The organism is Pseudarthrobacter sp. PvP090, assembly GCF_040547365.1.
GTDB lineage: Bacteria > Actinomycetota > Actinomycetes > Actinomycetales > Micrococcaceae > Arthrobacter.
In genome coordinates, this window is record NZ_JBEPPO010000003.1 from 14,104 (window position 1) to 37,190 (window position 23,087).

A 23,087-nucleotide genomic window follows, 5' to 3' on the forward strand; every position below is an offset into this window, starting at 1 on the left:
GTGGATCTCCATGTCCCTTCGCTCAGCTGACGGCGGCGCGGCCAGCGGCCAAACTGCCGGCGAAACCGCCGGGCGGGCGCCGGACCGGCGGACGGAGGCCAGGAAGCGCAAAAACTTCCTGGGCCGCCAGCCGCTGGGACTGCTGTTCAGCGCCCCCTATGTCGTCTATGTCCTGGCCGTGCTGGCGTTTCCGCTCGGCTATGCCGTTTACATTTCTTTCCACGACTACTTCTTCGCGGCACCGCGGGTCAAAGTTGACCGGCCGTTTGTGGGCCTGGAGAACTACATCACCGTCCTGAGCGATCCGGCCGTGCAGCGGTCCTTCGCCAACATCGGCGTCTTCCTGGTCATCAACGTCCCGCTGACCGTGGGCCTGTCCCTCGTCCTGGCGAACGCACTGAACCGGGTGACGAAGCTGCGGACCTTCTTCCGGGTCAGCTACTACGTCCCGTACGTCACGGCGAGTGTCGCCGTCGTCGGCGTCTGGCTGTTCCTGTTCCAGCAGAACGGCCTGGTCAACGAGCTCCTGGGGCCGCTGGCCCCGAACCCCTCGTGGCTGGTGAACTCGTGGCTGGCGATGCCGACGGTGGCCCTCTACGTGACCTGGAAACAGCTGGGGTTCTTCATCCTGCTGTATCTGGCCGCGCTGCAGAACATCCCGGACGAGCTCTACGAGTCCGCCTCGGTGGACGGCGGCAGTAAATGGGTCCAGTTCTGGAACATCACCGTTCCCGGCGTCCGCTCGGCCAGTGTGCTGGTGACGCTGCTGGCCACCATTACGGGCGCCAACCTCTTTACCGAGCCGTACCTGCTCACCGGCGGCGGTGGCCCGGACGGCGCGTCAACATCACCGGTGTTCCTGATGTACCAGAAGGGCATCCTGCAGGGGAACCCCGATCTGGCCGCCGCGCTCGGGGTGGTGCTGGTGATCGGCGTGCTGCTGATCACCCTGATCCAGAAACGCCTCGTCGGCGGGAAGGAGGACTAACATGTCAATTCTCAACAAGGCAGCTGCGCCCAACGATGAGAACAACGACGACGACGGCGGCGCCCGCCGCTCCGGCGGTCTTCCCGGCGGCCCCGGCAGCAACCCGGCCCCACGGACCTCCGCCGTGGAAAAGCGCAAGAACCTGGGAGTGGGCAGCTTCGTGCTGCTGGCCGCCGGCGCGTTCGTGTTCCTCTTCCCCTTCTATTACATGTTCATCGGCTCGCTGCAGACGTCACCGGACACCTCGGTGGCGGGCGCGTTCCCGAACCCGTCGAACATCACCGGCGAGAACTACACCAACATCAACAACTCCATCAACCTACTGAAAGGCCTGGTCAACTCCGGCATCTTCACCGGCGGCGTCATCTTCTTCACCGTGGTCTTCGGGCTGCTGGTGGGGTACGCCCTGGCGCAGATGCACTTCCGCGGCAAGGGCTTCGTGTTCGGCATGATGCTGCTGGTGCAGATGATCCCGTTTCAGCTGCTGCTCATCCCGCTGTACATCATGATCGTCCGGGACTACGGCCTGGCCGACAGCTACCTCGGCATGATCCTGCCGTTCGCGATCAACTCCACGGCCGTGTTCGTGTTCCGCCAGTACTTCCTGCAGCTCCCCTCGACCCTGTTCGAGGCGGCCCGGATCGACGGCGCCTCGGAACTGCGGATCCTCTGGCAGATCGCCATCCCGCTGGTGAAGCCCGCGATTGTCACAGCGATCCTGCTGACCTTCATCGGGCCGTGGAACGAATTCCTGTGGCCGTTCCTGGTCACGAAGGACCAGGCCATCCAGCCGCTCGCCGTCTCCCTGGCGAACTACATCTCCAACGTCTCCGCGACGGCGTCCAACCCGTTCGGAGCCATCCTGGCGGGAGCGTGCGTCCTCGCGGCGCCCGCCGTCGCACTGTTCATTTTCTTCCAGCGTCAGTTCATTTCCACCAATATCGGATCCAGCGTAAAGGGCTAATCTATGACTTCCCCCCAGACTTCGAACCTCCCCACCGTCCCCTTCACCCTCACCCGCGCCGGCGTCATCATGTCGCCGGAACCGGGCAATGAGTTCGAGGCCGAGGGTGTGCTCAACCCGGCCAGCGGCCGCGGCCCCGACGGCGAGCTGTACCTGCTGCCGCGCCTGGTCGCCAAGGGCAACGTCTCCCGCGTGGGGCTGGCCAAGGTGGTCATCGAAGACGGTGTCCCCACCGGCGTCGAGCGCCTGGGCATTGTCCTGGCCCCCGACGAGGGTTGGGAGCGCGGCCTCAACAACGCCGGCACCGAGGACCCCCGCACCACCTGGGTCCCCACGCTCGGCAAGCACCTCATGACCTACGTGGCCTACGGCCCGCTGGGCCCGCGCCTGGCCTTCGCCCACTCCGAGGACCTGCGCAGCTGGGAACGCCTGGGCCCGTGCCTCTTCGGCTACCAGGCCGACCTCTCCCTGGACCTGAACCTCTTCCCTAACAAGGACGCCGTGTTCTTCCCGGAGCCGGTCAACGACCCCGACGGCGTGCCCTCCTACGCGATGCTGCACCGGCCCATGTGGGACCTGGGCTGGATCCGCGAGGGCGAAGGCGAGCACCTGCCGGCCGGCGTCACGGACAACCGGCCCGGCATCTGGATCTCCTATGTGCCGGTCGCGGACGTGGAAAAGGACATCCGCAACCTCGTGCACATGGCCAAGCACCGGCTCGTGGCGCTCAGCGAGTTCCCGTTCGAGGAACTGAAAATCGGCGGCGGACCGGCCCCGATCCGCGTCGACGAGGGCTGGCTGCTGATCCACCACGGCGTCGCCGGCGCCCTGGAGAAGTCCGCGTTCGACCACCAGCAGAAGGTCAACTACACCGCGGCCGCGATGATTCTCGACGCCGATGACCCGTCCAAGGTGATCGCCCGCAGCGACAAGCCGCTGCTGGCGCCCGAGACCGAGGACGAAATCTCCGGCATCGTGCCCAACGTCGTCTTCCCGACCGCGATCGAGAAGATCGGCGAGCAGCTGTTCGTGTTCTACGGCATGGCTGATTCGAAGATCGGCGTCGCCAAGCTGGACCGGATTCCCGCCGCCAGCTAGCACCGCCCCGCCGTCCCGACCGCCGACCGCCCCAGCAGGAGTACCGATGACGAACAACGATGTCCGCTCGAAACTGAGACCACAACCCACGGCCATCGCCGTGGCCGTATCGATGCTCCTGCTGGGGACGGGTGCCGGTGCCTCGACGGCGGCACCGGCACGTCCGGCCGCGGCCGTCGGGCAGGAGCCCGCACAGCCGGGGCCCGCCGCCCCGGCGCCGCCCCTGACGAACCTTGGCCATCTCGACTTCCTCATGGACACCGTGCCTCTCGCCGCGGTGGAGGGCCACACCACCTACCAGCTGGAGCAGACCCCCTCCGCGCAGGCCCCCTGGACCTACGCGGACAAGAAAGCGGACGGCAGCTACGCCCGGATCGGCGGCGGGGACCTCGACCCCGCCACCGGCCACTGGACGCAGGGTGCCTACAACGCCGACGACATCGCCCGCACCGCCGTCGTCTACCTGCGCCACTGGCAGCAGACGGGCGACGCCGCCAGCAAGGAACGCGCCTTCCAGACCCTGCGCTCGCTGACCTACCTGCAGACCGTCAGCGGCCCCAACGCCGGCAACGTCGTCCTCTGGCTGCAGGCGGACGGCACCCTGACGCCCAGCGCCAAGCCCGTGGAACTGCCGGACCCCTCCGATTCGGCCGAGTCCTACTGGCTGGCCCGCACCGTCTGGGCGCTCGGGGAAGGCTATGCGGCCTTCGCCACCGCCGATCCGGCGTTCGCGTCCTTCCTGCAGGAGCGCCTCCACCTCGCGCTCGGTTCCCTGAACAAGCAGTCCCTAGGCAGGTACGGCTCGTATGACACGGCCGACGGCGTGCAGGTCCCGGCCTGGCTCATCGCCGGCGGGGCCGACGCGTCCGCCGAGGCCGTACTCGGGCTTGCCGCCTACGCCCAGGCCGCCCCCGACGACGGCCCGGCCACCACGGCGCTCACCCGGCTGAGCGAGGGCGTCGCCGCGATGTCCTCCGGTTCGGGCACCGAATGGCCCTTCGGTGCGATCCTGCCGTGGAACAAATCCCAGAGCCTCTGGCACGCGTGGGGCGGCCTCGCCCCCGCTGCCGCAGCCACCGCCGCCGACGTCCTGGACCATCCCCGGCTGCTGGCGGCCGCGGTCAAGGATTCCGCCCAGTTCACCCCGCAGCTGCTCGCCGCGGGCGGGCCGGACAACGCCTGGAGCCCCACCCCCGGCGAGGCGCAGATCGCCTACGGCGTGGACTCCCGCGTCCAAAGCCTCGTCGCCACAGCGGACGCCGCCAACGCCCCCGGGCTGCTGGACCTCGCGGCCATCTCGGCCGGCTGGTTCTTCGGCGCCAACCCCAGCGGCGCACCCGCCTACAACCCGGCCACCGGGACCGCGATCGACGGGATCGAACCCGACGGCCGGGTCAACCCGAACTCCGGCGCCGAATCCACCATCCACGCCCTGCTGACCATGCTGGCCCTGGACGCCCGCCCTGAACTCAAGGCCCGGGCCCTCGGCATCAACCGCACCGTCTCCACCCACGGCCTGAGCGTTGTCGAGGCCGAATCCGGCACCATCACCGGTGGCGGCAGTGTGGTGAAACCCGCCTCGGCGTGGACCGGGGAGGCCAACATTTCCGGCGGCGCCTATGTCGCCCTGGCGGCAGGCGCGTCGCTCAGCGTTCCGCTGCCCGCAGCCGACGAGCCGCGGAACATCTACCCCATCGTCAACCAGGGCCTCGCCCCCTCCGGCAGCACCAGCTGGACCACGGCCAAAGGCCCGCTCGGCACCACCCGCAACGGCGGTGCCGGGGCGCAGGGCATTACGGACGCACCCGGCATCCTCTTCCCGTTCACGCTGCAGCGGGCGCTTCCCGCCGGGGCGGCCGCCGTCGTCGGCACCACCGATGGTGACGTCGCCCTGGACGCCCTGCTGGTGCAGCCGCAGCTGTCCACCGTGTCGGTCGACGGCTCCGGCGGCCAGGCCACCCTGTATGTCAGTGCGGCGAAGTCCACCACCGTGAAAGCCGTGCAGCTCCCTGCCGGATTCGTGATGGAACAGCAGCAGTACGACAGCGCCGGGAAACCGGTGCAGGGGAACGGCAGCGGCGCCCGGTCCGGGAATGTCACCGTCGCCCCCGGAGGCTTCACCCTGGTGAGCTTCGTGGCCCGCTAGCGGAGAGAGCCACCTTCGCAGGGGTTCCCGGCCGTTGCGGATGTTACACAGCTGCAACCGCCGGGACACCCAAGGGAAATCGGGCCGGGAGGATACTGGGAGTACGTCCCTCACGGACGGTCTCACGCAGGCATTGGGGACTACTCGAAGGACTCCGCGCATGCCCACTCCGCTCAACCAGTCCCTGGCCGACTCTGCCCTCCTGACGAAATCCCTGCCGCTGGGCCTGCTCCGCGCCTTTGTGCAGACCAACGCCGCCGACGACGGGCTGACGCCGCAACTGCTGGCCGAACTCAAGATCCTGGCCCGCACCCCCGGGCTGCTCGTGGCCTGCAACTACGGCGGGACGCTGTGCGCCGCGGAAGGCATTTCCACCGAGACCCTGCCGCTGGGCAGCGCCGCGATTGCCCTCCGGGCGCTGGCTGCCCTCCCGAACACCCACGCGGCCGTCATCTCCGGGCGTTCCCTGCGCGACCTGGCCGCCGTCTCGCGGCTCCCGGCCGAGGTGCACCTGGTCGGCTCGCACGGCGCCGAGTTCGACATGGGCTACGCCCACGGGCTGTCGCTGGCCACCGAATCCGTGCTCCAGCAGGCCAGCCAGGCACTCGCCGAAACGGTGGGCGCCTACCGCGGCATCACCATCGAGCGGAAGCCCGTGGCCGTGTCCGTGCACACCCGCCCGGCGGCCCCCGACGTCGTCGCGCGGGCCACCGAACAGGCGGAGGTGATCGCCCGGGCGCACGGGCTGTCGTTCATCGTGGACGGCTCGGTCCTGGACCTGTCCGTGGTGGAGCCGGCCAAGGCAACCGCCCTGGAACACCTGCGCTCCATGCTCGGCGTCAGCGCCGCCCTCTATGCCGGGGACGCGGCCAGCGATGAGCTGGCGATGGCGACCCTGCGCGGGCCGGACATGGCCCTGCGGGTGGGGGATGGCCCCACGCTCGCCGCGCACCGGCTGCGGGACCCCGAGTCCTTCGCCCGGGTGCTGGCCATCCTCTTTGAACTGCGGCGGGCCTGGCTGTTCGGGGAGGACGCCGTCGGCCTGGAGCGGCATTCGATGATCGGCAACGGCTCCTCCACGGCGCTCATCACCCCGGACGCCAGGATCTGCTGGATGAGCCACCCGCTGCCGGACTCGGGGTCCCTTTTTGCGCATCTCCTCGGCGGTGACGCGGCCGGCCATTTTTCGGTGGAACCGGTGAAGGCCTCGCAGGTCCTGGGCCAGCGGTATGTGGACAGCACCATGATCGTGGAAACCCGCTGGGCCGACGTCACCGTCACGGACTATCTGGAACCGGCGCCGGAGGGCGTGACCAGCCTGGTGCGGGTGCTCTCGGGCACGGGGACGGCGCGGATTGTCTTTGCGCCCCGCCCGGACTACGCGAACGCGCCCTTCAGCATGGAGGCCCGCGGCGAGGAGCTGCACGTTGTGGGGACCGCGGACCCGATCATCCTGCTCGCCCCCGGCGTCACCTTCACCATCACCTCGGACGGCCGCCACGCCACCGCGACGGCCGACGTCGAGCTGCGGCACGGCCCCGTGGTGCTGAACCTGCGCTGCGGAGACACGGAACCGCACCGCGGGGAACAGCCGGAGGAAAACTCGCGCCGCGCCGCCGTCGCGCACCATTCCCGGCGCTGGGTGCAGGCGCTGCAGCTGCCGGCCGTGAAACCTTCCCTGGTCCGACGGTCCGCCCTGGTGCTCCGCGCCCTGGTCCACGAGCCCACCGGCGCCGTGCTGGCGGCGCCGACCACGTCGCTGCCGGAGGGGATCGGCGGGACCCGGAACTGGGACTACCGGTACTGCTGGCTGCGGGACGGCTCCATGACGGTCAACGCGCTGGTGGACCTCGGCTCAACGTCGGAGGCGGAGGGGTTCCTGAGGTGGCTGGGGCGGATCCTGGCCCACGCGCCCGGACCGGAGTGGCTGCACCCGCTGTATTCCGTCACCGGGGCGCCGCTGTCCACCGAAGCCATCATCGAGAGCCTCCCCGGGTACGCGGGCTCCCGGCCGGTCCGGATCGGCAACGCCGCGGACCACCAGGTGCAGCTGGACGTGTTCGGGCCGGTTGCCGAGCTGATCGACGCCCTGAGCGCGCGGCAGGGGGCGCTGGACGATGCGCACTGGGAGCTGATGGTCCAGATGGCCTCGGCCGTCCTGGCCCGCTGGCACGAGGCGGACCACGGGATCTGGGAGGCACGGCGGGCTCCCCGGCACCATATCTACACCAAGGTGATGTGCTGGGTGGCGCTGGACCGGGCGCTCCGCACCGCCGCCCGGCACGGCCGGACGCCGGTTCCGGAGTGGGAGCCGACTGCGGCGGTCATCCGCGAGGAGGTCCTGCGGGAGGGCTGGGATGAGAGCGCCGCGTCCTACACCGTGGCTTATGACAGCCCGGACCTGGACGCTGCGGTGCTGCACATCGGGCTCTCCGGACTCCTGGACGTCTCCGACCAGCGCTTCCTGGACACCGTCACGGCGGTGGAACGGGAACTGCGCGTGGGGCCCACCGTGTTCCGTTACCGGTACGACGACGGCCTGCCGGGACTGGAGGGCGGCTTCCACATCTGTACCACGTGGCTGATCGAGGCCTACGTTGCGGTGGGGCGGATCGAGGAGGCATGGGACCTGTTCGACCAGCTGGTCAACCTGTTCGGGCCCACCGGACTGCTGCCGGAGGAATACGACCCGGGCACCGAGACGCACCTGGGAAACCACCCGCAGGCGTACTCGCACCTGGGTTTCATCCGCTGCGCCCGGCTGCTGGACGCGCTGCCGAGGAACTAGCCCGTCCGGAGCCGGCCCGCGATGCCGCTATTCGCAGGCGACGCCGTCGCGGTCGCCGTCCATCTGCTCGCGGTAGCCCGGCTGGCCGGCCCGCAGCGGGGCCGCCCCGGCGGCGCGGGCGGCGGCGCAGTTCGCGTAGTACACGGCCGTGGAGGCCGATGGGGGCGCGACGCCGGGTGCCGGTGCGGGGGCGACGGCGGGCGGAGGCGCCGGCTGGGGTTCGGACGGCGCCGGTGCTGCCTGGCCGGCGGGAGTGGTGGTGTCCCGGCACTCGGCCAGGACCCGTGCCATCGCGTCATGTTCCGCCTTGGTGACCCACAGCCCGTAGGCGGCCTTGACCGAGATCTGCCGGGCCACGTAGTCGCAGCGGAAGGACTTGTTCGGCGGCAGCCAGGTGGCGGCGTCGCCGTCGCTCTTTTGCTGGTTGATGGGACCGTCCACCGCCAGCAGGTTCAGCGGGTCGTTGGCGAAGGCGAGCCGCTGGGCCTCGGTGAGCTGCTGGGCGCCCTTCTGCCAGGCATCGCTGAGGGCCACGACATGGTCAATCTGCACGGCGGGGCTGGTGTTGGTGCCGCGGAGGAAGTTGATCAGGGTTGCCGTGTAGGGGTCGTTCAGGATGCCGGAGAGGACCACGCAGTCCCGGGTGTCAGGCTTGAGGGCAAGGGCGGTCAGGTCCCGGCGCAGCATGTCATTGCGGGTGTCGCAGCCGTTGCGGTCGACGTCGGCCCAGGCCTGGCCGAACTGATCGCGCGAGTAGCCCGTCTTCGGGGCCCGGCCCTTGACGGGGATCGTCGCCAGCACGTCCAGGGCCCTGCTGGCGGCGGCCGGCTGCTGGGACGGGGCGCCGTCGCTCGTGCCGGGGTCCGGTGTGCCGCCTTCTGCGGCGGGCGTGGGGCTTTCGGCCGGGGCGGCGGCGCTCGCGACCGGCGCTGGCGCAGCAGCCGGGGCCGTCCCGGGGCCGGCGCAGGCTGTGGCGGAGACCAGCAGCAGCCCGGCCAGCCCGGCCGCGATCCAGTCGACGGCGCCAGACTTGGCGGTGCTGTTTCCCGCGGCCCCGCGTGTTGTGACCCTGCGCAATTATTCCCCACTTCGTGCTGTTGCCCCCGGTCTCGGCGAGCAGCTCAAGACCGGTCCCAGCCTACCGCCGCACACCGCAACGCGGGGTCATATCGCGCCCCTGCGCCGGGACGCCGAGAAGATCGCCGGCGCGGGCCCTGCGCCCGTGGCGAGGTCGGCGAGGATCCGCCCGACCACGGGGGTGAATTTGAATCCGTGGCCGGAGAAGCCGGCACCGATCACGAGCGGTCCGATGCGGTCGAGGATGAAGTTCTCGTCCACGGTGGTGGTGTAGGTGCAGCTGATGTCGGTGAGGGAGTCCGCGTCCACCCCGGGCAGCCAGGTCCGCGCGTAGCGCTGCAGGGCCGCCATTTGCGCGGGCTCCGGCGTGAACGACCGCCGGTCCGGGTCGACGACGGGTCCCACGCCGTGCCAGCCGGCCTTGACCCCCTCGCCGGGTGTCTGCATGCCGTAGACCGGCGAGTACCAGTCGGCGAACTCCGCGCCCTCGCCCGGGACATGGTTGAACCCGGGCCAGAGCGCACCCTCGTCCGCGATGGCGAAGTGCGCCGGCTGTTCCTGCGTCACGGTGAGGCGGGGGAGGGCCACCGCCGTGCCGAGCAGTTTCGCGGTCCAGGCGCCGGCGGTGACCACGGCCTGCCGGGCGGTCACTACCTCGGTGCGGCCGCCGTCGTCGACGGTGAGCCGGACGCCGTCGTCCTCGACGGCGAGGTCCAGCACCTTCACCCCGTGCCGGATGTCGGCCCCGCGGCCGGTCGCGAGACGCTGCAGGACCGGCAGGGCAGCATCGGGATTCAGCTGCCCGCCGTCGGGCATATGCAGCACCCGCTGGTCGAACCGGATGCCGCGCCAGCGTTCGGCGGCTTCCGCGGCACCCAGGAATTCGGCCCGCAGCCCGGCCCCGCGCAGGGCGGTCCGCACCTCGCCGAGCGTCGGATCGGTGCCGTGGTTCACGACGCCGGTGCGCGCCAGGAGGCGCTCGCCGCCGTCGGCCTCGAGCTCGTCCCACAGCCGGACGGCCTCGGCGAGCATCGCCACGTAGTCCGGATCCGCATAGCCGGGGTTGAGGTTGCGGGTGGCCCCGTGCGATGCGCCGTTGCGGTGGCCGAGGCTGAACTGTTCCAGCAGGGTGACGGCCCGGCCGCGGCTGGCCAGGGCCCAGGCGGCCGCCGAGCCCATGGCCCCGCCTCCGATGACGACGGTGTCGAGATGAGTTGTCATGGGTCCTCCGGAAGGTGTTGGTTCGGGCTTGGGGCAGCGTCGGCGGGGTGGGCGTCAGGTAAGCAGGAGCGCGACGCCGATCATGGCCGGCACGGCGACGATGGTCGTGATCAGCACGGTGTCCTTGGCGACCGTGAGGCCGGTCTGGTACCGGCTGGCGGCGACGAAGACGTTCTGCGCCGTGGGCAGGGCCGACGTGACGACGACCGCGAAGAGCGCCTGGTCCTCCATGCCGAGGGCAAAGCGGGCGAACACATAGGCCAGCGCCGGGTGGACGATGAGCTTGAAACCGCTGGCCAGCAGGGTGTCGAGGCGCCTGCCGGCCGAGGCCTGCAGCGGCCGGGAACCGTTGAGGCTCATGCCGAAGGCCAGCAGCATGGCCGGAATCGCGGCGCCGCCGATCAGGTGGATGGGCTGCATCACGAGCTCGGGGACCTGCCAGCCCGTCCCCGCGACGAGGAGGCCGAGGCCGGAGCCCACGATCATCGGATTCCGCAGGATCATAAGCCCGAACCCGAGCGGCGTGGTCCGGTGGGTGCCGGTGGTGGCGTCGAGGGCCATGAGGAACAGCGGCGTGAAGAAGGCCAGCTGGAAGATCAGCAGCGGGGCCACGTAACTGGCGTCCCCGAGGACAAACACGGCGATGGGGATGCCCAGGTTGGCGGAGTTGGCCAGCGAGGCGCCCATGGAGGACACCAGGGATTCCGGCACCGGGCGTTTGAGCAGTAAGCGGACAATGATGAAAAAGAGCGCCGCCGTCGCGATGGCCCCGAGTGCTGTGACCAGCAGCGGCGCGGCGAAGATGTCGTGCAGTTTGGCCTTGCTGAGCGTTTCGAACAGCAGTGCCGGGCTGGCGACAAAGAACGTCAGGGCGCTCAGCACGGAGCGGGCGTTCTCGCCCAGGATGCCGCGCCGGCCGACGAACATGCCCACCAGGATGATGCACCAGACCACAAAGAAGCCGGCCAAAACCCCTAGCACGCGGCAATCCGCGGCGTGGAAGGCGGGGGATGGGTGGCAGTCACCCTCCCAGACTAATCAGCTTTATTAGTGCCTGGACGCCTGTTACGGCGGAAACGCGCCAGCGGTTCTAAGGCGTCAGTTGAGTGTGGCGTTGTTCAGAGCGTACGGCGGTCGCATGATCCCGGGGGTGTGGCCCTCCGCCGGGTCGTTGCCGATCTGGACAATTTTGTTGTCCTTGTCCACATGGACCACCTTGGGGCTGTAGGCCTTGGCCTCATCCGTGGTCATCTGGGCGTACGTGATCAAGATGATGATGTCGTTCTCGTGCATGAGGTGCGCGGCGGCACCGTTGATCCCGATGACGCCGGAACCGCGCTCGCCGGCGATCGTATAGGTCTCCAGCCGGGCGCCGTTGGTGACGTCCACAATGGACACGAGTTCGCCGGGAAGGATGTCGGCCGCTTCCAGCAGATCCAGGTCCACGGTGACCGAACCGACGTAGTGGAGGTCCGCGTGCGTGACCGTGGCGCGGTGGATTTTGGACTTGAATATTGTGCGATTCATAACGGCACCAGTCTAGCGCCGGCCTGCCGGAAGCGCTGTGAGCCAACCGACACCGCCGGCCACGTTACGGGCCCGCGGGCGGGATGGACGCGGCAGTCTCGGCCAGAATTTCCCGGGCGGCGAGGATGGCCGGGCGCTTGGCGCTGGAGCGCCGCACCGAGGTGAAGATAGTCCGGTGTGGGTCACCGGGCAGGGTGATCAGGTGCGACGTCGTCCCCCGCCCGGTCCAGACCAGGTCCGGCATAAGGGCCACGGCGTTGCCGGATTCGATCAGCCGGATCTGCGCCTGCAGGTCAGCGGTCTCGTAGCGGACGTCGGGTTCGAACCCGGCGCTGCGGCAGGCCTGCTCGGCCCAGTGCCGTGACGCCGCCCCGCGCGGTTCCATCACCCAGGCCAGCCCGGCGGTGTCCGCGAGGGTCGCTACCGTCGGGCGGCCGGGGGAGCCTGGCGGCACGGCGAGACGGATCGCATCGCTCGTGAGCCGGAGCCGGTCCAGTTCTGCATACCGGGGCGCCGCGTGTCCGGGGTACTGCTCGGCAATGACCAGGTCAAAGTCCCGGGCCCAGGTTTCATGAAGTGCCGTCTCGGGTTCCCGCTGGATCATCTCAATCCGCACTTCGGGATAGCGTGACGACATCCGGGTGAGGGCGTCCGGCATCAGGGCAAGTGCGGCGGACTGGAAGACGGCGATGCGGACCGTGCCCGTCACGGTGGTCAGTGAGGCGGCCAGGTCAGCCTCGGCCTGTTCCAGCGTTTCCAGGAGTTGGGCCGTGTGCGCCACCAGGACTTCGGCCTGCGGGGTGAGCTGGACCCGGCGCCCGGTCTTGCGAAGCAGTTCGACGCCGGCTTCCTTTTCCAGGAGGGCCAGCTGCTGGGAGACCGAGGAGGGGCTGTACTGGAGCGCCTCCGCGACTTCGGCCAGGGTGCCCCGGATCTTCAGTTCGCGCAGCAGGCGCAACCGCCGGACATCCAGCATCGCTATTCCTTTGTGAATTCTAATGCTTATTGATTAGGAGAATTCACTTTATCTAATGCAATCCGGGTTGCATACTGTTGTCGTTAAGTTACCCCCATCACAGGGTGGATTGATGGGTGCCACACCTATACGCGGGAGACCCTGATGGCTACAAAAGACATAGACAGGTCGATCATGCGGCGCAAGCCCATCGACGACATCGAGGAAGAGAGCCTGCACAGCGGCCTGATGAAGAGCCTCGGGTTCTGGCAACTAACGGCCATCGGCGTCGGCGGCATCATCGGCGTCGGCATTTTCTCCCTGGCGGGCCTCGTGGCCCACGGCAGCGAGTCCGAACCCGGAGTCGGCCCGGCAGTGCTGTTTTCCTTCCTGATCGCGGGCCTCGCCTCCGCGGCGGCCGCCCTGTCCTACGCGGAATTCGCCGGCATGATCCCGCGGGCGGGTTCCGCCTACACCTACGGTTACGTGGCGCTCGGCGAAATCATCGGCTGGTTCATCGGCTGGGACCTTTTGCTGGAATACATCGCGATCGTGGCCGTTGTGGCGATCGGCATTTCCGGCTACTTCGACGCTTTCCTCTCCGGCATCGGCATCAACATGCCCGTCTGGATGACGTCGACGCCGGATGAAGGGCTCGGCGGCATCGTCAACATCCCGGCGATCGCCGTCTGCCTGCTCGTGACCTGGATACTTTCCCGCGGCACCAAGACCTTCGGACGGTTCGAGCTCATCGCCGTCGCGATCAAGGTCATTCTGATCCTGTTCATCATTGGTCTTGGCATCTTCTACATCGATACCGGAAACTACAACCCGTTTATGCCCAGCGGCTTCGGTCCGGTGGTGGCGGGAGCCGCCACGGTGTTCTTCGCCGTATTCGGGTATGACGCGATGAGCACCGCCGCGGAAGAGGCGACGGACGGCAAGAAGCACATGCCGAAGGCCATCATCATGTCCCTCATCATCGCGATGCTCCTGTACGTCGCCGCAACCCTGGTGCTCACCGGCATGCAGAACTACCAGGAGATCGACCCCAAGGCCGGCTTCGCCTCCGCATTCAACAGTGTTGGTTTGCCGGTCATCGCCACCATCATTTCGGTCTTCGCCGTGCTGTCCATCCTGACCGTGATGCTCACCTTCCTGCTCGGCGTCACCCGCGTCTGGTTCTCGATGAGCCGCGACGGGCTGCTCCCTGGCTGGTTCGCCAAGACCGACCGCCACGGTACGCCGCAACGCGTCACCTGGATCGCCGGGATCGGCTCCGCCCTGCTGGCCGGCGTGTTCCCGATCAAGGCCGTCGCCGACCTCACCAACATCGGCATCCTGGCCGCGTTCGTCGTCGTCTGCACCGCGGTCATCGTGTTCCGCTACAGGAAGCCCGAAGCCCCGCGCACTTTCCGGCTTCCCCTGATGCCGCTGGTTCCGGCCTTCGGTGTGCTGGCCTCGGCGTTCCTGATGCTCCAGCTGCACTGGGAGACCTGGGCCCGCTTCGGCGTCTGGCTGATCATCGGCCTGGTCATCTACTTCGGCTACGGCCGCAAGCACTCGCTGATGAACCCGGACAGCCCGCGGCACGAAGAACTCGTGGAGATGCACCGCCCCCTCGCCTAACCACCAAACGCCCCCTCACTTCTGGCGGCAAATATCCGGACGCTCCCGCAGGTTCGGCGTGTTAGCGACGAACCCTCTCTCACTTCGTGGGAGAGGGTTCGTCGTTTGGGTGCCGGATGTGAGGGAGGATCGCCCGAAAAGGGGCTCGACGTGAGGGAGGGTCGCCCGAAAAGGGGCTCGACGTGAGGGAGGGCCCGGGGGGATTGCCGGGTGTTCAGGCAGGCCGTCTAACCTTCGATTTTTCTAACCAGTATTGCTCGGAAAACATCGCTTTATCTTATGAAAATCCGGTCGCATACTGAATCTAGAACGGTCCATACCTTGAGAAAGAACGAGTACCAGCCATGACCAACATTTCAACGGAGTCCGGCGTGACCACCGGCAGCGCGGCCGGGAACGCACCCGTCTCCGAAGGCTCCCCGGTCCTCGAGGCCGCAGCCCTCGCCGAGGAGACCATCGGGCTGGTACGCCACTGGCTCACCGAGGCAGCGAAGGTCCCCGTGGACGCCTCCGCCGAGCAGCTCGCCGGCGTCCTGAAGGACCCCAACGGCCTGGACTTCACCGTCGGGTTCGTCGACGGCGTCGTCCGCCCCGAGGACCTGGAGGTCGCCGCCCGCAACCTCGCCGCGCTTGCCCCCAAGGTCCCCGCCTTCCTGCCCTGGTACATGCGCAGCGCCGTCCGCCTCGGCGGCACCATGGCCCCGGTGCTGCCGCAGGTGGTCATCCCGGTCGCCCGCCGCGTGCTCCGTGAAATGGTCGGCCACCTCATCGTCGATGCCACCGACGCCAAGCTGGGCCCGGCCATCGCCAAGATCCGCAAGGACGGCATCAAGCTCAACGTCAACCTCCTGGGCGAGGCCGTGCTCGGCGAGCACGAGGCCTCACGCCGCCTCGAGGGCACGCACAAGCTGCTCTCCCGCCCCGACGTCGACTACGTCTCCATCAAGGTCTCCTCCACGGTGGCCCCGCACTCGGCCTGGGCCTTCGACGAGGCCGTGGAGCACGTGGTCGAGAAGCTCACCCCGCTCTTCACCCGCGCCGCCTCCTTTGCCGCCGGCGGAGGAAAGGCCAAGTTCATCAACCTGGACATGGAGGAGTACAAGGACCTGGACATGACCATCGTGGTCTTCACCCGGATCCTGGACAAGCCGGAATTCAAGAACCTCGAGGCCGGCATTGTGCTGCAGGCCTACCTCCCGGACGCGCTCGCCGCCATGATCCGCCTGCAGGACTGGGCCTCCGCCCGCCGCGCCGACGGCGGCGCGGCGATCAAGGTCCGCGTGGTGAAGGGCGCCAACCTGCCGATGGAGCAGGTCGAGGCGTCGCTGCACGACTGGCCGCTCGCCACCTGGGGTACCAAGCAGGACTCGGACACCAACTACAAGCGCGTCATCAACTACGCGCTGCACCCGGACCGGATCCGCAACATCCGGATCGGCGTCGCCGGCCACAACCTCTTCGACATCGCCTTCGCCTGGCTGCTCGCGAAACAGCGCGGCATCGCGGATACCGCACAGCAGAGTATCGAATTCGAGATGCTGCTCGGCATGGCCCAGGGCCAGGCCGAAGCCGTCAAGAAGGACGTCGGCTCGCTGCTGCTCTACACCCCCGTGGTCCACCCGGCCGAGTTCGACGTCGCAATCGCGTACCTGATCCGCCGGCTCGAGGAGGGCGCCAGCCAGGACAACTTCATGTCCGCGGTCTTTGAACTCAGCGAGAACGAATCACTCTTCGAGCGCGAGCAGCAGCGCTTCCTCGCCTCCCTCGCCAGGCTCGACGACGAGGTCCCGCCGCCCAACCGCCGGCAGAACCGCAGCCTTCCGGCCGAGCCGATGCCGCACGACTCCTTTGCGAACACCGCGGACACCGACCCCTCCCTGCCGGCCAACCGCGACTGGGGCCGCGCCATCCTGGAGCGGGTCCCGTTCTCGACCCTCGGCAACGCCGCAGTGGACGCAGCCACGATCAACGACGAGCAGACCCTCAACGCGGTCATCGACACGGCCCTCGAGAAGGGCAGGGCCTGGGGCGCACTCTCCGGGGACGAGCGTGCGGCGATCCTGCACCGCGCCGGCGATGTCCTGGAGGCCCGTCGCGCCGAACTGCTCGAGGTCATGGCCAGCGAAACCGGCAAGACCATCGACCAGGGCGACCCGGAAGTCAGCGAGGCTGTTGACTTCGCGCACTACTACGCCGAAGCGGCCCGGAAGCTCGACGACGTCGACGGCGCCACTTTCGTCCCGGCCAAGCTCACCGTGGTAACCCCGCCGTGGAACTTCCCGGTGGCCATCCCGGCCGGCTCCACCCTCGCCGCCCTCGCCGCCGGCTCCGCCGTCGTGATCAAGCCCGCCAAGCAGGCCCGCCGCAGCGGCGCCGTGATGATCGAGGCACTCTGGGAAGCCGGCGTCCCGCGGGACGTGCTGACCATGGTCCAGCTGGGCGAGCGTGAACTCGGACGGCAGCTGATCGCCCACCCCGCCGTGGACCGCGTCATCCTCACCGGCGGCTACGAAACCGCGGAACTGTTCCGCTCCTTCCGCCAGGACCTGCCGCTGCTTGCCGAGACCAGCGGAAAGAACGCCATCATCGTCACCCCCAGCGCCGACCTGGACCTCGCCGCCAAAGACGTCGCCTACTCCGCCTTCGGCCACGCCGGCCAGAAGTGCTCCGCGGCCTCGCTGGTGATCCTCGTGGGCTCCGTGGCCAAATCCAAGCGCTTCCACAACCAGCTGATCGACGCCGTCACCTCGCTCAAGGTCGGCTACCCCGAGGACCCCGCCAGCCAGATGGGTCCGATCATCGAACCCGCCAACGGCAAGCTTCTCAACGCCCTCACCACCCTCGGCGAAGGCGAAAGCTGGGCCGTCGAGCCGAAGAAGCTGGACGGGACGGGCAAGCTCTGGAGCCCGGGCGTCCGCTACGGCGTGCGCCGCGGTTCCTACTTCCACCTCACCGAGTTCTTCGGCCCCGTCCTGGGTGTGATGACCGCAGAAACCCTCGAGGACGCCATCGCCATCCAGAACCAGATCGAGTACGGCCTTACGTCCGGACTGCACTCGCTGAACCCGGCGGAAGTGGGCCTCTGGCTCGATACCGTCCAGGCCGGCAACCTTTACGTCAACCGCGGCATCACCGGCGCCATCGTGCAGCGCCAGCCGTTCGGCGGCTGGAAGAAGTCCGCCGTGGGCGCCGGGACCAAGGCCGGTGGGCCCAACTACCTCGTCGGGCTCGGCGACTGGGTCAGCAAGCGCAGCGCCGCGGCTGGCAAGGGGGCCGCGCATGCCGGCGTCCGCCGGATCGAGCAGGCGGCCCAGGGCTTCCTTGCCGACGGCGAGCTGGAGGCACTGCAGCGTGCCCTGGCTTCCGACGCCCTCGCCTGGACCGAGGAATTCGGCACCGCCAAGGACGTCTCCGGGCTCAGCGCCGAACGGAACATCTTCCGCTATCGTGCCCTGCCGGTCACGGTGCGGCTTTCCGACGGCGAACCGCTCGCCGACCTGGTCCGGACCGTGGCGGCCGGCGTTCTGGCAGGCTCCGCGCTGACGGTGTCCACCGCCGTCGAGGTCCCCGCCCAGCTGCGCACGGTGCTGTCCGGCCTCGGCATCGACGTGACCGTCGAGGACGACGCCGACTGGCTGGCCTCCGCGGGCAGGCTCGCCAGCGCGTCCCGGCTCTCAACCTCGCGGATCCGGCTCATCGGCGGGGACGCCAAGGCCCTGGCCGAGGCGACCGGGGGACGCCCCGACCTGGCGGTCTACTTCCACCCGGTTACCGAAGCCGGACGCGTTGAGCTGCTGCCGTTCCTGCACGAGCAGGCAGTCAGCATCACGGCGCACCGCTTCGGCACCCCGAACCACATCTCGGACGGGTTGATCTAGGGGCCGCCTCCCCCGGAGGCAACACCCCTGGGCACCAAAAACGAGCCGGGCGGCCACCCTCCAATAGTGGCCGCTCGGCTCGTGGTCTTTGTGTGGCTCGGAGCCTTCCGACTCAGCCGAAGTACCAGCCCGGGGGAACCCACGAGGCGGGGACGGCGTGGGCGGAGAAGTCGTCGCAACCGGAGCAGAAGTACGTGACTTCGCCCAGCTTGTTGATGGAACCGTCCCGGTGGTGAGTGGCCGGGACAAAGGTCTCCAGGTAGATGAACTCGTCGGTGCCGCAGCGTTCGCAGTAAGGGCTGCCGACGTACTCGGCCTCCATCAGGGTCGTCGGGTGCGGGTCCAGGCGTCCGCGGCTGGGGTGGTGCGCGGCGGAGCCGCGGTGCACTACCTGGGAAAGCGGGCCCGCCTGCTTGAGGCCTCTGGCTGATGCGGGACTGTGGGGGCGGTTAAGGGCTGGCGTCATTGTCGGCCTATCCCGAACGCTTCCGGATGGTCGCCGCACGGCAGACACAACAGGACAGCGTTCGTATTTCGAATCGTTGTCATTGGCCTCTGCTTGACCTTCAACACACTCAGGATAAGCCACGAACTCGAGTGGATCAATGGTATGCGTAAGTACGCAATCCGAGTAGGTACATCAGCGAGTACGCAGGTGCCCCCTCCGGGCGCTCAGGCGGAGCGCTTCAGGGTCCGGCCCGCGATGGTCTGGGTGAGGGCCTCGATGACCTCGGTGTTGGCCAGCGGGTTGCGGATCAGGGTGAAATCGACGTCGCCCACGGGCGGCAGGTCGAAGCGCCGGGTGATGATCTTCAGGTCATCCGGCACCAGCGAGGACGGCATGACCGCCACCCCGATCCCGGCGCGGACCGCGGCCAGCACCCCGCTGATCTGCCGCGTGGTGCACGTGATCCGCCAGGTCCGGCCGGCGGATTCCAGCGCGTCGATGGCCAGCTTCCGGCTCAGGCTGGGGGCTGGATAGGCAATGAGCGGCACGGGCTCGGCCGGGTCCAGCGAGGTCTGTTCCAGGCCAACCCAAGCGAAGGAGTCCTGCTGCACCACAGTGCCGTCCTTGGCCCCGGCGACCCATTTGACGAAGACAAGGTCCAGCTGGCCGGCGTTGAGCCGCTTGTAGAGCTGGTCGCTTTGGCCCACCGTCAGTTCCAGATTGATCTGCGGGTAGACCTGCCGGAACTCCCGCAGGATCCTCGGCAGGCCGGTGATCGCGAGGTCGTCCGCCGTGCCGAAACGCAGCCGGCCGCGCATGGCCGAGCCCGAAAAATAGCGGGAAGCGGCGTCGTGTGCGGACAGGATGCTGCGGGCGAACCCGGCCATTGCGTCCCCGTTGTCGGTCAGGCGCACGTCCCGGGTGTCCCGGGCCACCAGGACCCGCTTCGCGGCGGCCTCGAGCTTGCGGACGTGCTGGCTGACCGTCGGCTGGGCCAGGCCCAGCCTTTCCGCGGCCTTGGTGAAGCTCAGCGTCTCAGCTACGGCCAGGAAGGATCGCAGCTGGGCGGGTTCGAACATGCGGTCTCCTGAGCTGCGGCGTTCTCGCGCCACATTGCGTTTTGTAATGCGAGTTATGCGGTGAATAAGCTTCCACAATCTGTTGCGGCCAGCTTAGCGTTAAGGCATCCCCGCTCACCCGCTCCTTTGAGGACTTTCCGTGGCACCCCCTCCGCCGTTAGAGGCCAACGTAACTGCACTGCCGGACACGATCACCCAGCCCCTCGCCGTCGTCAGCCAGCGGCTTCCCTGGCGCCACACCTTCATCTCGCTGAAAGTCCGCAATTTCCGGATCTTCGCGATCGGCCACTTCTTCGCCGTGATCGCCATCTGGATGCAGCGGATTGCCCAGGACTGGCTGGTACTCCAGCTCTCCGGTTCCGTCACCGCCGTCGGGATCACGGTGGCGCTGCAGTTCCTGCCCTCGCTGTTCCTGGGCCCGTGGGCGGGCATGATGGCGGACCGCTTCGCGAAGCGGAAGATCCTGATGCTGTGCCAGTCGGTCGCGGCCGTACTGGCGGCCATCCTCGCCGTGCTGGCGCTGAGCCAGCGGATCGAGGTCTGGCACGTGTACGTGATCGCCCTGGCCCTGGGTCTGGTCACCGTGCTGGACCAGCCGGCGCGGCAGGTGTTCGTCAATGAACTCGTGGGCCCGGCCTACCTCCGGAACGCCATCAGCGTGAATTCCACGACGTTCCAGCTCGGCGGCCTGATCGGACCGGCGCTCGCCGGGCTGCTGCTCACCGCGGTGGGGGCCGGCTGGGCATTCGCCGCGAACGCCGTCGCCTGCTGCTTTACCGTGGCGATGCTGCTCACGCTGCGCAAGGACCAGCTGCACATCAGCGCGCCGGTGCCCAAGCGCAAGGGCATGCTCAAGGAGGGGCTGAACTATGCGCTGAGCAAACCCACCATTTACTGGCCGTGGCTCATGGCCGGCTTCATCGCCGTGTTCGCGATGAGCCTGCCGGTGCTGCTGGCGGCCTTCGCGGACAACGTCTACGACGTCGGCGCCGGCGGCTACGGCCTGCTGAACGCGCTGGTGGCCCTCGGGGCGCTGGCCGGGGCCATCACCTCCGCCCGCAGGCGGGAACTGAGGCTGCGCTCGGTGATGCTGGGGGCAGGAATGTACGGGCTGATGCTCTGCCTCGCCTCGCTGGCGCCCTCCATGGTGTGGTTCGGGGCGGCGATGGTGCTGGCCGGGTTCTGGTGCCTGATGTTCCTGACCGCCGCCAACCAGCTGGTCCAGATCAGCTCCAACATGGCCATCCGCGGGCGCGTCATGAGCCTGTACATCATGGTGCTGATCGGCGGGCAGGCCATCGGCGGGCCGATGATCGGGTGGCTGGCCGAGCACGTCGATCCGCACACGGCCATTCTGGTCTCCGGCGGGGTGCCGGCACTGGCCGCGGCGACGGTCGCCGTCGTGCTGGCGCGCCGCGACCAGCTGATGCTCAAGGTGGACCTGAAGGACCGGCGGCGGCTCGTGAAGATAGTCCGCAAAGCCTAGGTTTCGGCGCCGATTTCGGACAACCGCTGCGTGGATCCACGCAGCGGTTGTCCGTTTTAGCAGCGAAAACCGGGCCTAGCCGGCCAGCGGGGCGTGCGGGTACTCAGGATTCCGCTGCTGGAACTGCAGGACGTCCGGGTTGAGGACCACGCCGTCACGGATTTCGATCGCGCGGCGGATGGTCTCGTTGGCGTTCCAGGCCTCGGGGCCGGTGATCACGGTCTCCAGGAACGGCAGCAGCGCCTCGCTGATTTCCCAGCTGGACGAGTTCCACAGGTAGGACGGGCTGTGGTCCACCGCGTAGTAGTCGATGTGGTCCCCGACCTTGAACATCGGCTCGGCGAACGTGGTGGTTTTCGCCCAGCTGAAGCCCATGCCCTCGTCGCAGGACACGTCCACGATCAGGCTTCCGGGCCGGAAGGCGTCCAGGTCCTCCGTGCGCAGGTACGTCAGCGGCGCGTTCGGGTCCTGCAGGGTGCAGTTGACGACGATGTCGCTCTCGGCGAGGAACGGCGCGAGCGGCACGCGGCCCCGCTCGGTGATGACCTCGCTGAGGAACGGCGCCTTGTCGTCGTGGTCGAACTGCGCGATCCGCACCGAATGGATGGGGGAGCCCACCGCGGCAACCCCGCGGTTGGTCAGCACCTGGACATCGTGGACGCCGTGGGCGTTGAGGGCCGTGACCGCGCCGCGGGCCGTGGCGCCGAAGCCGATGACGACGGCGCTCAGGCGCCGGCCGTAGTCACCGGTGGAACCGGTCAGAGCCAGGGCGTGCAGCACGGAGCAGTAGCCGGCCAGTTCGTTGTTCTTGTGGAACACGTGCAGGCCGAAGCCGCCGTCGCTGGCCCAGTGGTTCATCGCCTCGAAGGCGATCAGGGTGAGCTTCTTGTCGATCGCCAGCTGGGTGATGGCCCGGTCCTGGACGCAGTGCGGCCAGCCCCAAAGGACCTGCCCGTCCCGCAGCTCGGCGAGGTCCTCGGGCTGCGGCTTGGGCAGGAGGACGACGTCGGCCTCCGCCAGCAGCTGCGCGCGCGGGACGATGCGACCCACGAGCGGTGCCAGGTGGGCGTCCGAAACGCCGAAACGCTCGCCGTAACCCTCTTCCAGGATCAGCTGCCGCCGGAGTTCCGTGGCGATGCGGTCCAGGTGGTGGGGGTGGATCGGGAGGCGCTGTTCGTCAGGCTTCCGCGTGCTGGCAAGGACTCCGAGGGTGAGGTGGCTCATGGTGCCGCTCACTTCTTTTTGGGACTCGCCGGCTTGGAGCTGGTGGCCTTGTCCAGGGAGCTGGGCGGCGCTGCAGCGGTCCTCTTGTCGGCCCGCTTTTCCTTGATGGATTTGCCGGATTTTTTGGATGCTGCTTGACGGGGGGATTTGTCAGCCATGATCGCTCCTGTAGCGGAACCGGGAAGGTTCCTGACTTCGAAGGATACAGGTAGCGACCTAACGCCCCCGGGGAGGTCTGCTGGGCGGAGCCCGCGGGGAATTTGGAGCGGCTGACGGGAATCGAACCCGCGTATCAAGCTTGGGAAGCTAGCGCTCTACCATTGAGCTACAGCCGCAAGGGACTAGCCAGGAATCTGGTCAATAGTCCCGGTGAAAACAACGAGATTTACATTACCCCAGTCGGGAGCCTTCCCAGAACAGACACACGGGTTCCTTGTCACGTCGAGTCGCCTTGAGTACGGCCCGGAGGCGCCTCGGCGGCGATTCATTCGTCAAAACCCACCGCGTCTTCCGCCGTTGCGGACAGGGAGGCTCGCAGGGCGTGGTTCTCTGCCCTGCAGGGTTCGAGGCAGTGGGCAC

The 23,087-nt window shown here is 68.3% G+C and carries 17 protein-coding genes and 1 tRNA gene; 8 read left to right on the forward strand and 10 right to left on the reverse strand.

What is annotated here, in order from left to right; translation table 11 throughout:
• Nucleotides 1-10 precede the first annotated feature (10 nt).
• The 5 genes from ABIC21_RS03805 (at nt 11) to ABIC21_RS03825 (ending at nt 7,984) form a co-directional block, all read left to right on the forward strand.
• Nucleotides 11-988 (forward strand): carbohydrate ABC transporter permease, encoded by a 978-nt coding sequence (locus ABIC21_RS03805; RefSeq protein WP_354349084.1) that lies wholly within the window; start codon nt 11-13, stop codon nt 986-988.
• A gap of 1 nt (nt 989) precedes the next feature.
• On the forward strand, nt 990-1,952 hold the full coding sequence (locus tag ABIC21_RS03810; protein WP_354349085.1) for a carbohydrate ABC transporter permease: 963 nt from the start codon (nt 990-992) through the stop codon (nt 1,950-1,952).
• A gap of 3 nt (nt 1,953-1,955) precedes the next feature.
• Nucleotides 1,956-3,050 carry a glycoside hydrolase family 130 protein gene (locus tag ABIC21_RS03815; protein ID WP_354349086.1) on the forward strand — a complete coding sequence of 365 codons (1,095 nt, stop codon included), beginning with the start codon at nt 1,956-1,958 and terminating at the stop codon, nt 3,048-3,050.
• Nucleotides 3,051-3,096: 46 nt separating this feature from the next.
• Nucleotides 3,097-5,196, forward strand: a complete 2,100-nt coding sequence (locus tag ABIC21_RS03820; RefSeq protein WP_354349087.1) for a hypothetical protein — start codon at nt 3,097-3,099, stop codon at nt 5,194-5,196.
• 160 nt (nt 5,197-5,356) lie between these two features.
• A complete protein-coding gene (locus tag ABIC21_RS03825) occupies nt 5,357-7,984 on the forward strand; it encodes a trehalase-like domain-containing protein (protein ID WP_354349088.1) in 2,628 nt (875 codons plus the stop codon).
• Between the two features lie 27 nt (nt 7,985-8,011).
• On the opposite strand, the gene ABIC21_RS03830 is transcribed toward ABIC21_RS03825, so the two are convergent.
• From ABIC21_RS03830 to ABIC21_RS03850, 5 genes are all read right to left on the reverse strand, one after another.
• Nucleotides 8,012-9,061 carry a GmrSD restriction endonuclease domain-containing protein gene (locus tag ABIC21_RS03830; RefSeq protein ID WP_354349089.1) on the reverse strand — a complete coding sequence of 350 codons (1,050 nt, stop codon included), beginning with the start codon at nt 9,059-9,061 and terminating at the stop codon, nt 8,012-8,014.
• Between the two features lie 87 nt (nt 9,062-9,148).
• Nucleotides 9,149-10,282, reverse strand: coding sequence for an FAD-dependent oxidoreductase (locus tag ABIC21_RS03835; protein WP_354349090.1), 1,134 nt, complete (start codon nt 10,280-10,282; stop codon nt 9,149-9,151).
• Nucleotides 10,283-10,336: 54 nt separating this feature from the next.
• Nucleotides 10,337-11,263 (reverse strand): AEC family transporter, encoded by a 927-nt coding sequence (locus tag ABIC21_RS03840; RefSeq protein ID WP_354349091.1) that lies wholly within the window; start codon nt 11,261-11,263, stop codon nt 10,337-10,339.
• Nucleotides 11,264-11,380: 117 nt separating this feature from the next.
• Nucleotides 11,381-11,809 (reverse strand): aspartate 1-decarboxylase, encoded by a 429-nt coding sequence (gene panD / locus ABIC21_RS03845; protein WP_197410622.1) that lies wholly within the window; start codon nt 11,807-11,809, stop codon nt 11,381-11,383.
• Nucleotides 11,810-11,873: 64 nt separating this feature from the next.
• Complete coding sequence (locus ABIC21_RS03850) at nt 11,874-12,785, reverse strand: LysR substrate-binding domain-containing protein (RefSeq protein WP_354349092.1); 912 nt, start codon at nt 12,783-12,785, stop codon at nt 11,874-11,876.
• Nucleotides 12,786-12,929: 144 nt separating this feature from the next.
• Between ABIC21_RS03850 and ABIC21_RS03855 the strand changes: the two genes are divergently transcribed.
• Entirely contained in the window at nt 12,930-14,393 is a 1,464-nt protein-coding gene (locus tag ABIC21_RS03855) for an amino acid permease (RefSeq protein ID WP_354349093.1), read from the forward strand.
• 344 nt (nt 14,394-14,737) lie between these two features.
• Nucleotides 14,738-18,271 (forward strand): bifunctional proline dehydrogenase/L-glutamate gamma-semialdehyde dehydrogenase, encoded by a 3,534-nt coding sequence (locus tag ABIC21_RS03860; RefSeq protein ID WP_354349094.1) that lies wholly within the window; start codon nt 14,738-14,740, stop codon nt 18,269-18,271.
• Between the two features lie 112 nt (nt 18,272-18,383).
• On the opposite strand, the gene ABIC21_RS03865 is transcribed toward ABIC21_RS03860, so the two are convergent.
• Both ABIC21_RS03865 and ABIC21_RS03870 read right to left on the reverse strand, forming a co-directional pair.
• Complete coding sequence (locus tag ABIC21_RS03865; protein WP_354349095.1) at nt 18,384-18,737, reverse strand: hypothetical protein; 354 nt, start codon at nt 18,735-18,737, stop codon at nt 18,384-18,386.
• Nucleotides 18,738-18,943: 206 nt separating this feature from the next.
• Nucleotides 18,944-19,798, reverse strand: coding sequence for a LysR substrate-binding domain-containing protein (locus tag ABIC21_RS03870; protein ID WP_354349096.1), 855 nt, complete (start codon nt 19,796-19,798; stop codon nt 18,944-18,946).
• A gap of 139 nt (nt 19,799-19,937) precedes the next feature.
• Here ABIC21_RS03870 and ABIC21_RS03875 point away from each other — a divergent pair, with 139 nt between their 5' ends.
• Nucleotides 19,938-21,284 (forward strand): MFS transporter, encoded by a 1,347-nt coding sequence (locus ABIC21_RS03875; protein ID WP_354349097.1) that lies wholly within the window; start codon nt 19,938-19,940, stop codon nt 21,282-21,284.
• A gap of 75 nt (nt 21,285-21,359) precedes the next feature.
• Here the strand turns inward: ABIC21_RS03875 and ABIC21_RS03880 are convergent, their stop codons facing one another.
• The 3 genes from ABIC21_RS03880 to ABIC21_RS03890 all read right to left on the reverse strand — a co-directional run bounded on the left by ABIC21_RS03880 (nt 21,360) and on the right by ABIC21_RS03890 (nt 22,843).
• Nucleotides 21,360-22,508, reverse strand: coding sequence for a N(5)-(carboxyethyl)ornithine synthase (locus ABIC21_RS03880; RefSeq protein ID WP_354349098.1), 1,149 nt, complete (start codon nt 22,506-22,508; stop codon nt 21,360-21,362).
• A gap of 8 nt (nt 22,509-22,516) precedes the next feature.
• Nucleotides 22,517-22,666, reverse strand: coding sequence for a hypothetical protein (locus ABIC21_RS03885; protein WP_192815748.1), 150 nt, complete (start codon nt 22,664-22,666; stop codon nt 22,517-22,519).
• A gap of 103 nt (nt 22,667-22,769) precedes the next feature.
• A tRNA-Gly gene (locus ABIC21_RS03890) sits at nt 22,770-22,843 on the reverse strand.
• Nucleotides 22,844-23,087 lie beyond the last annotated feature (244 nt).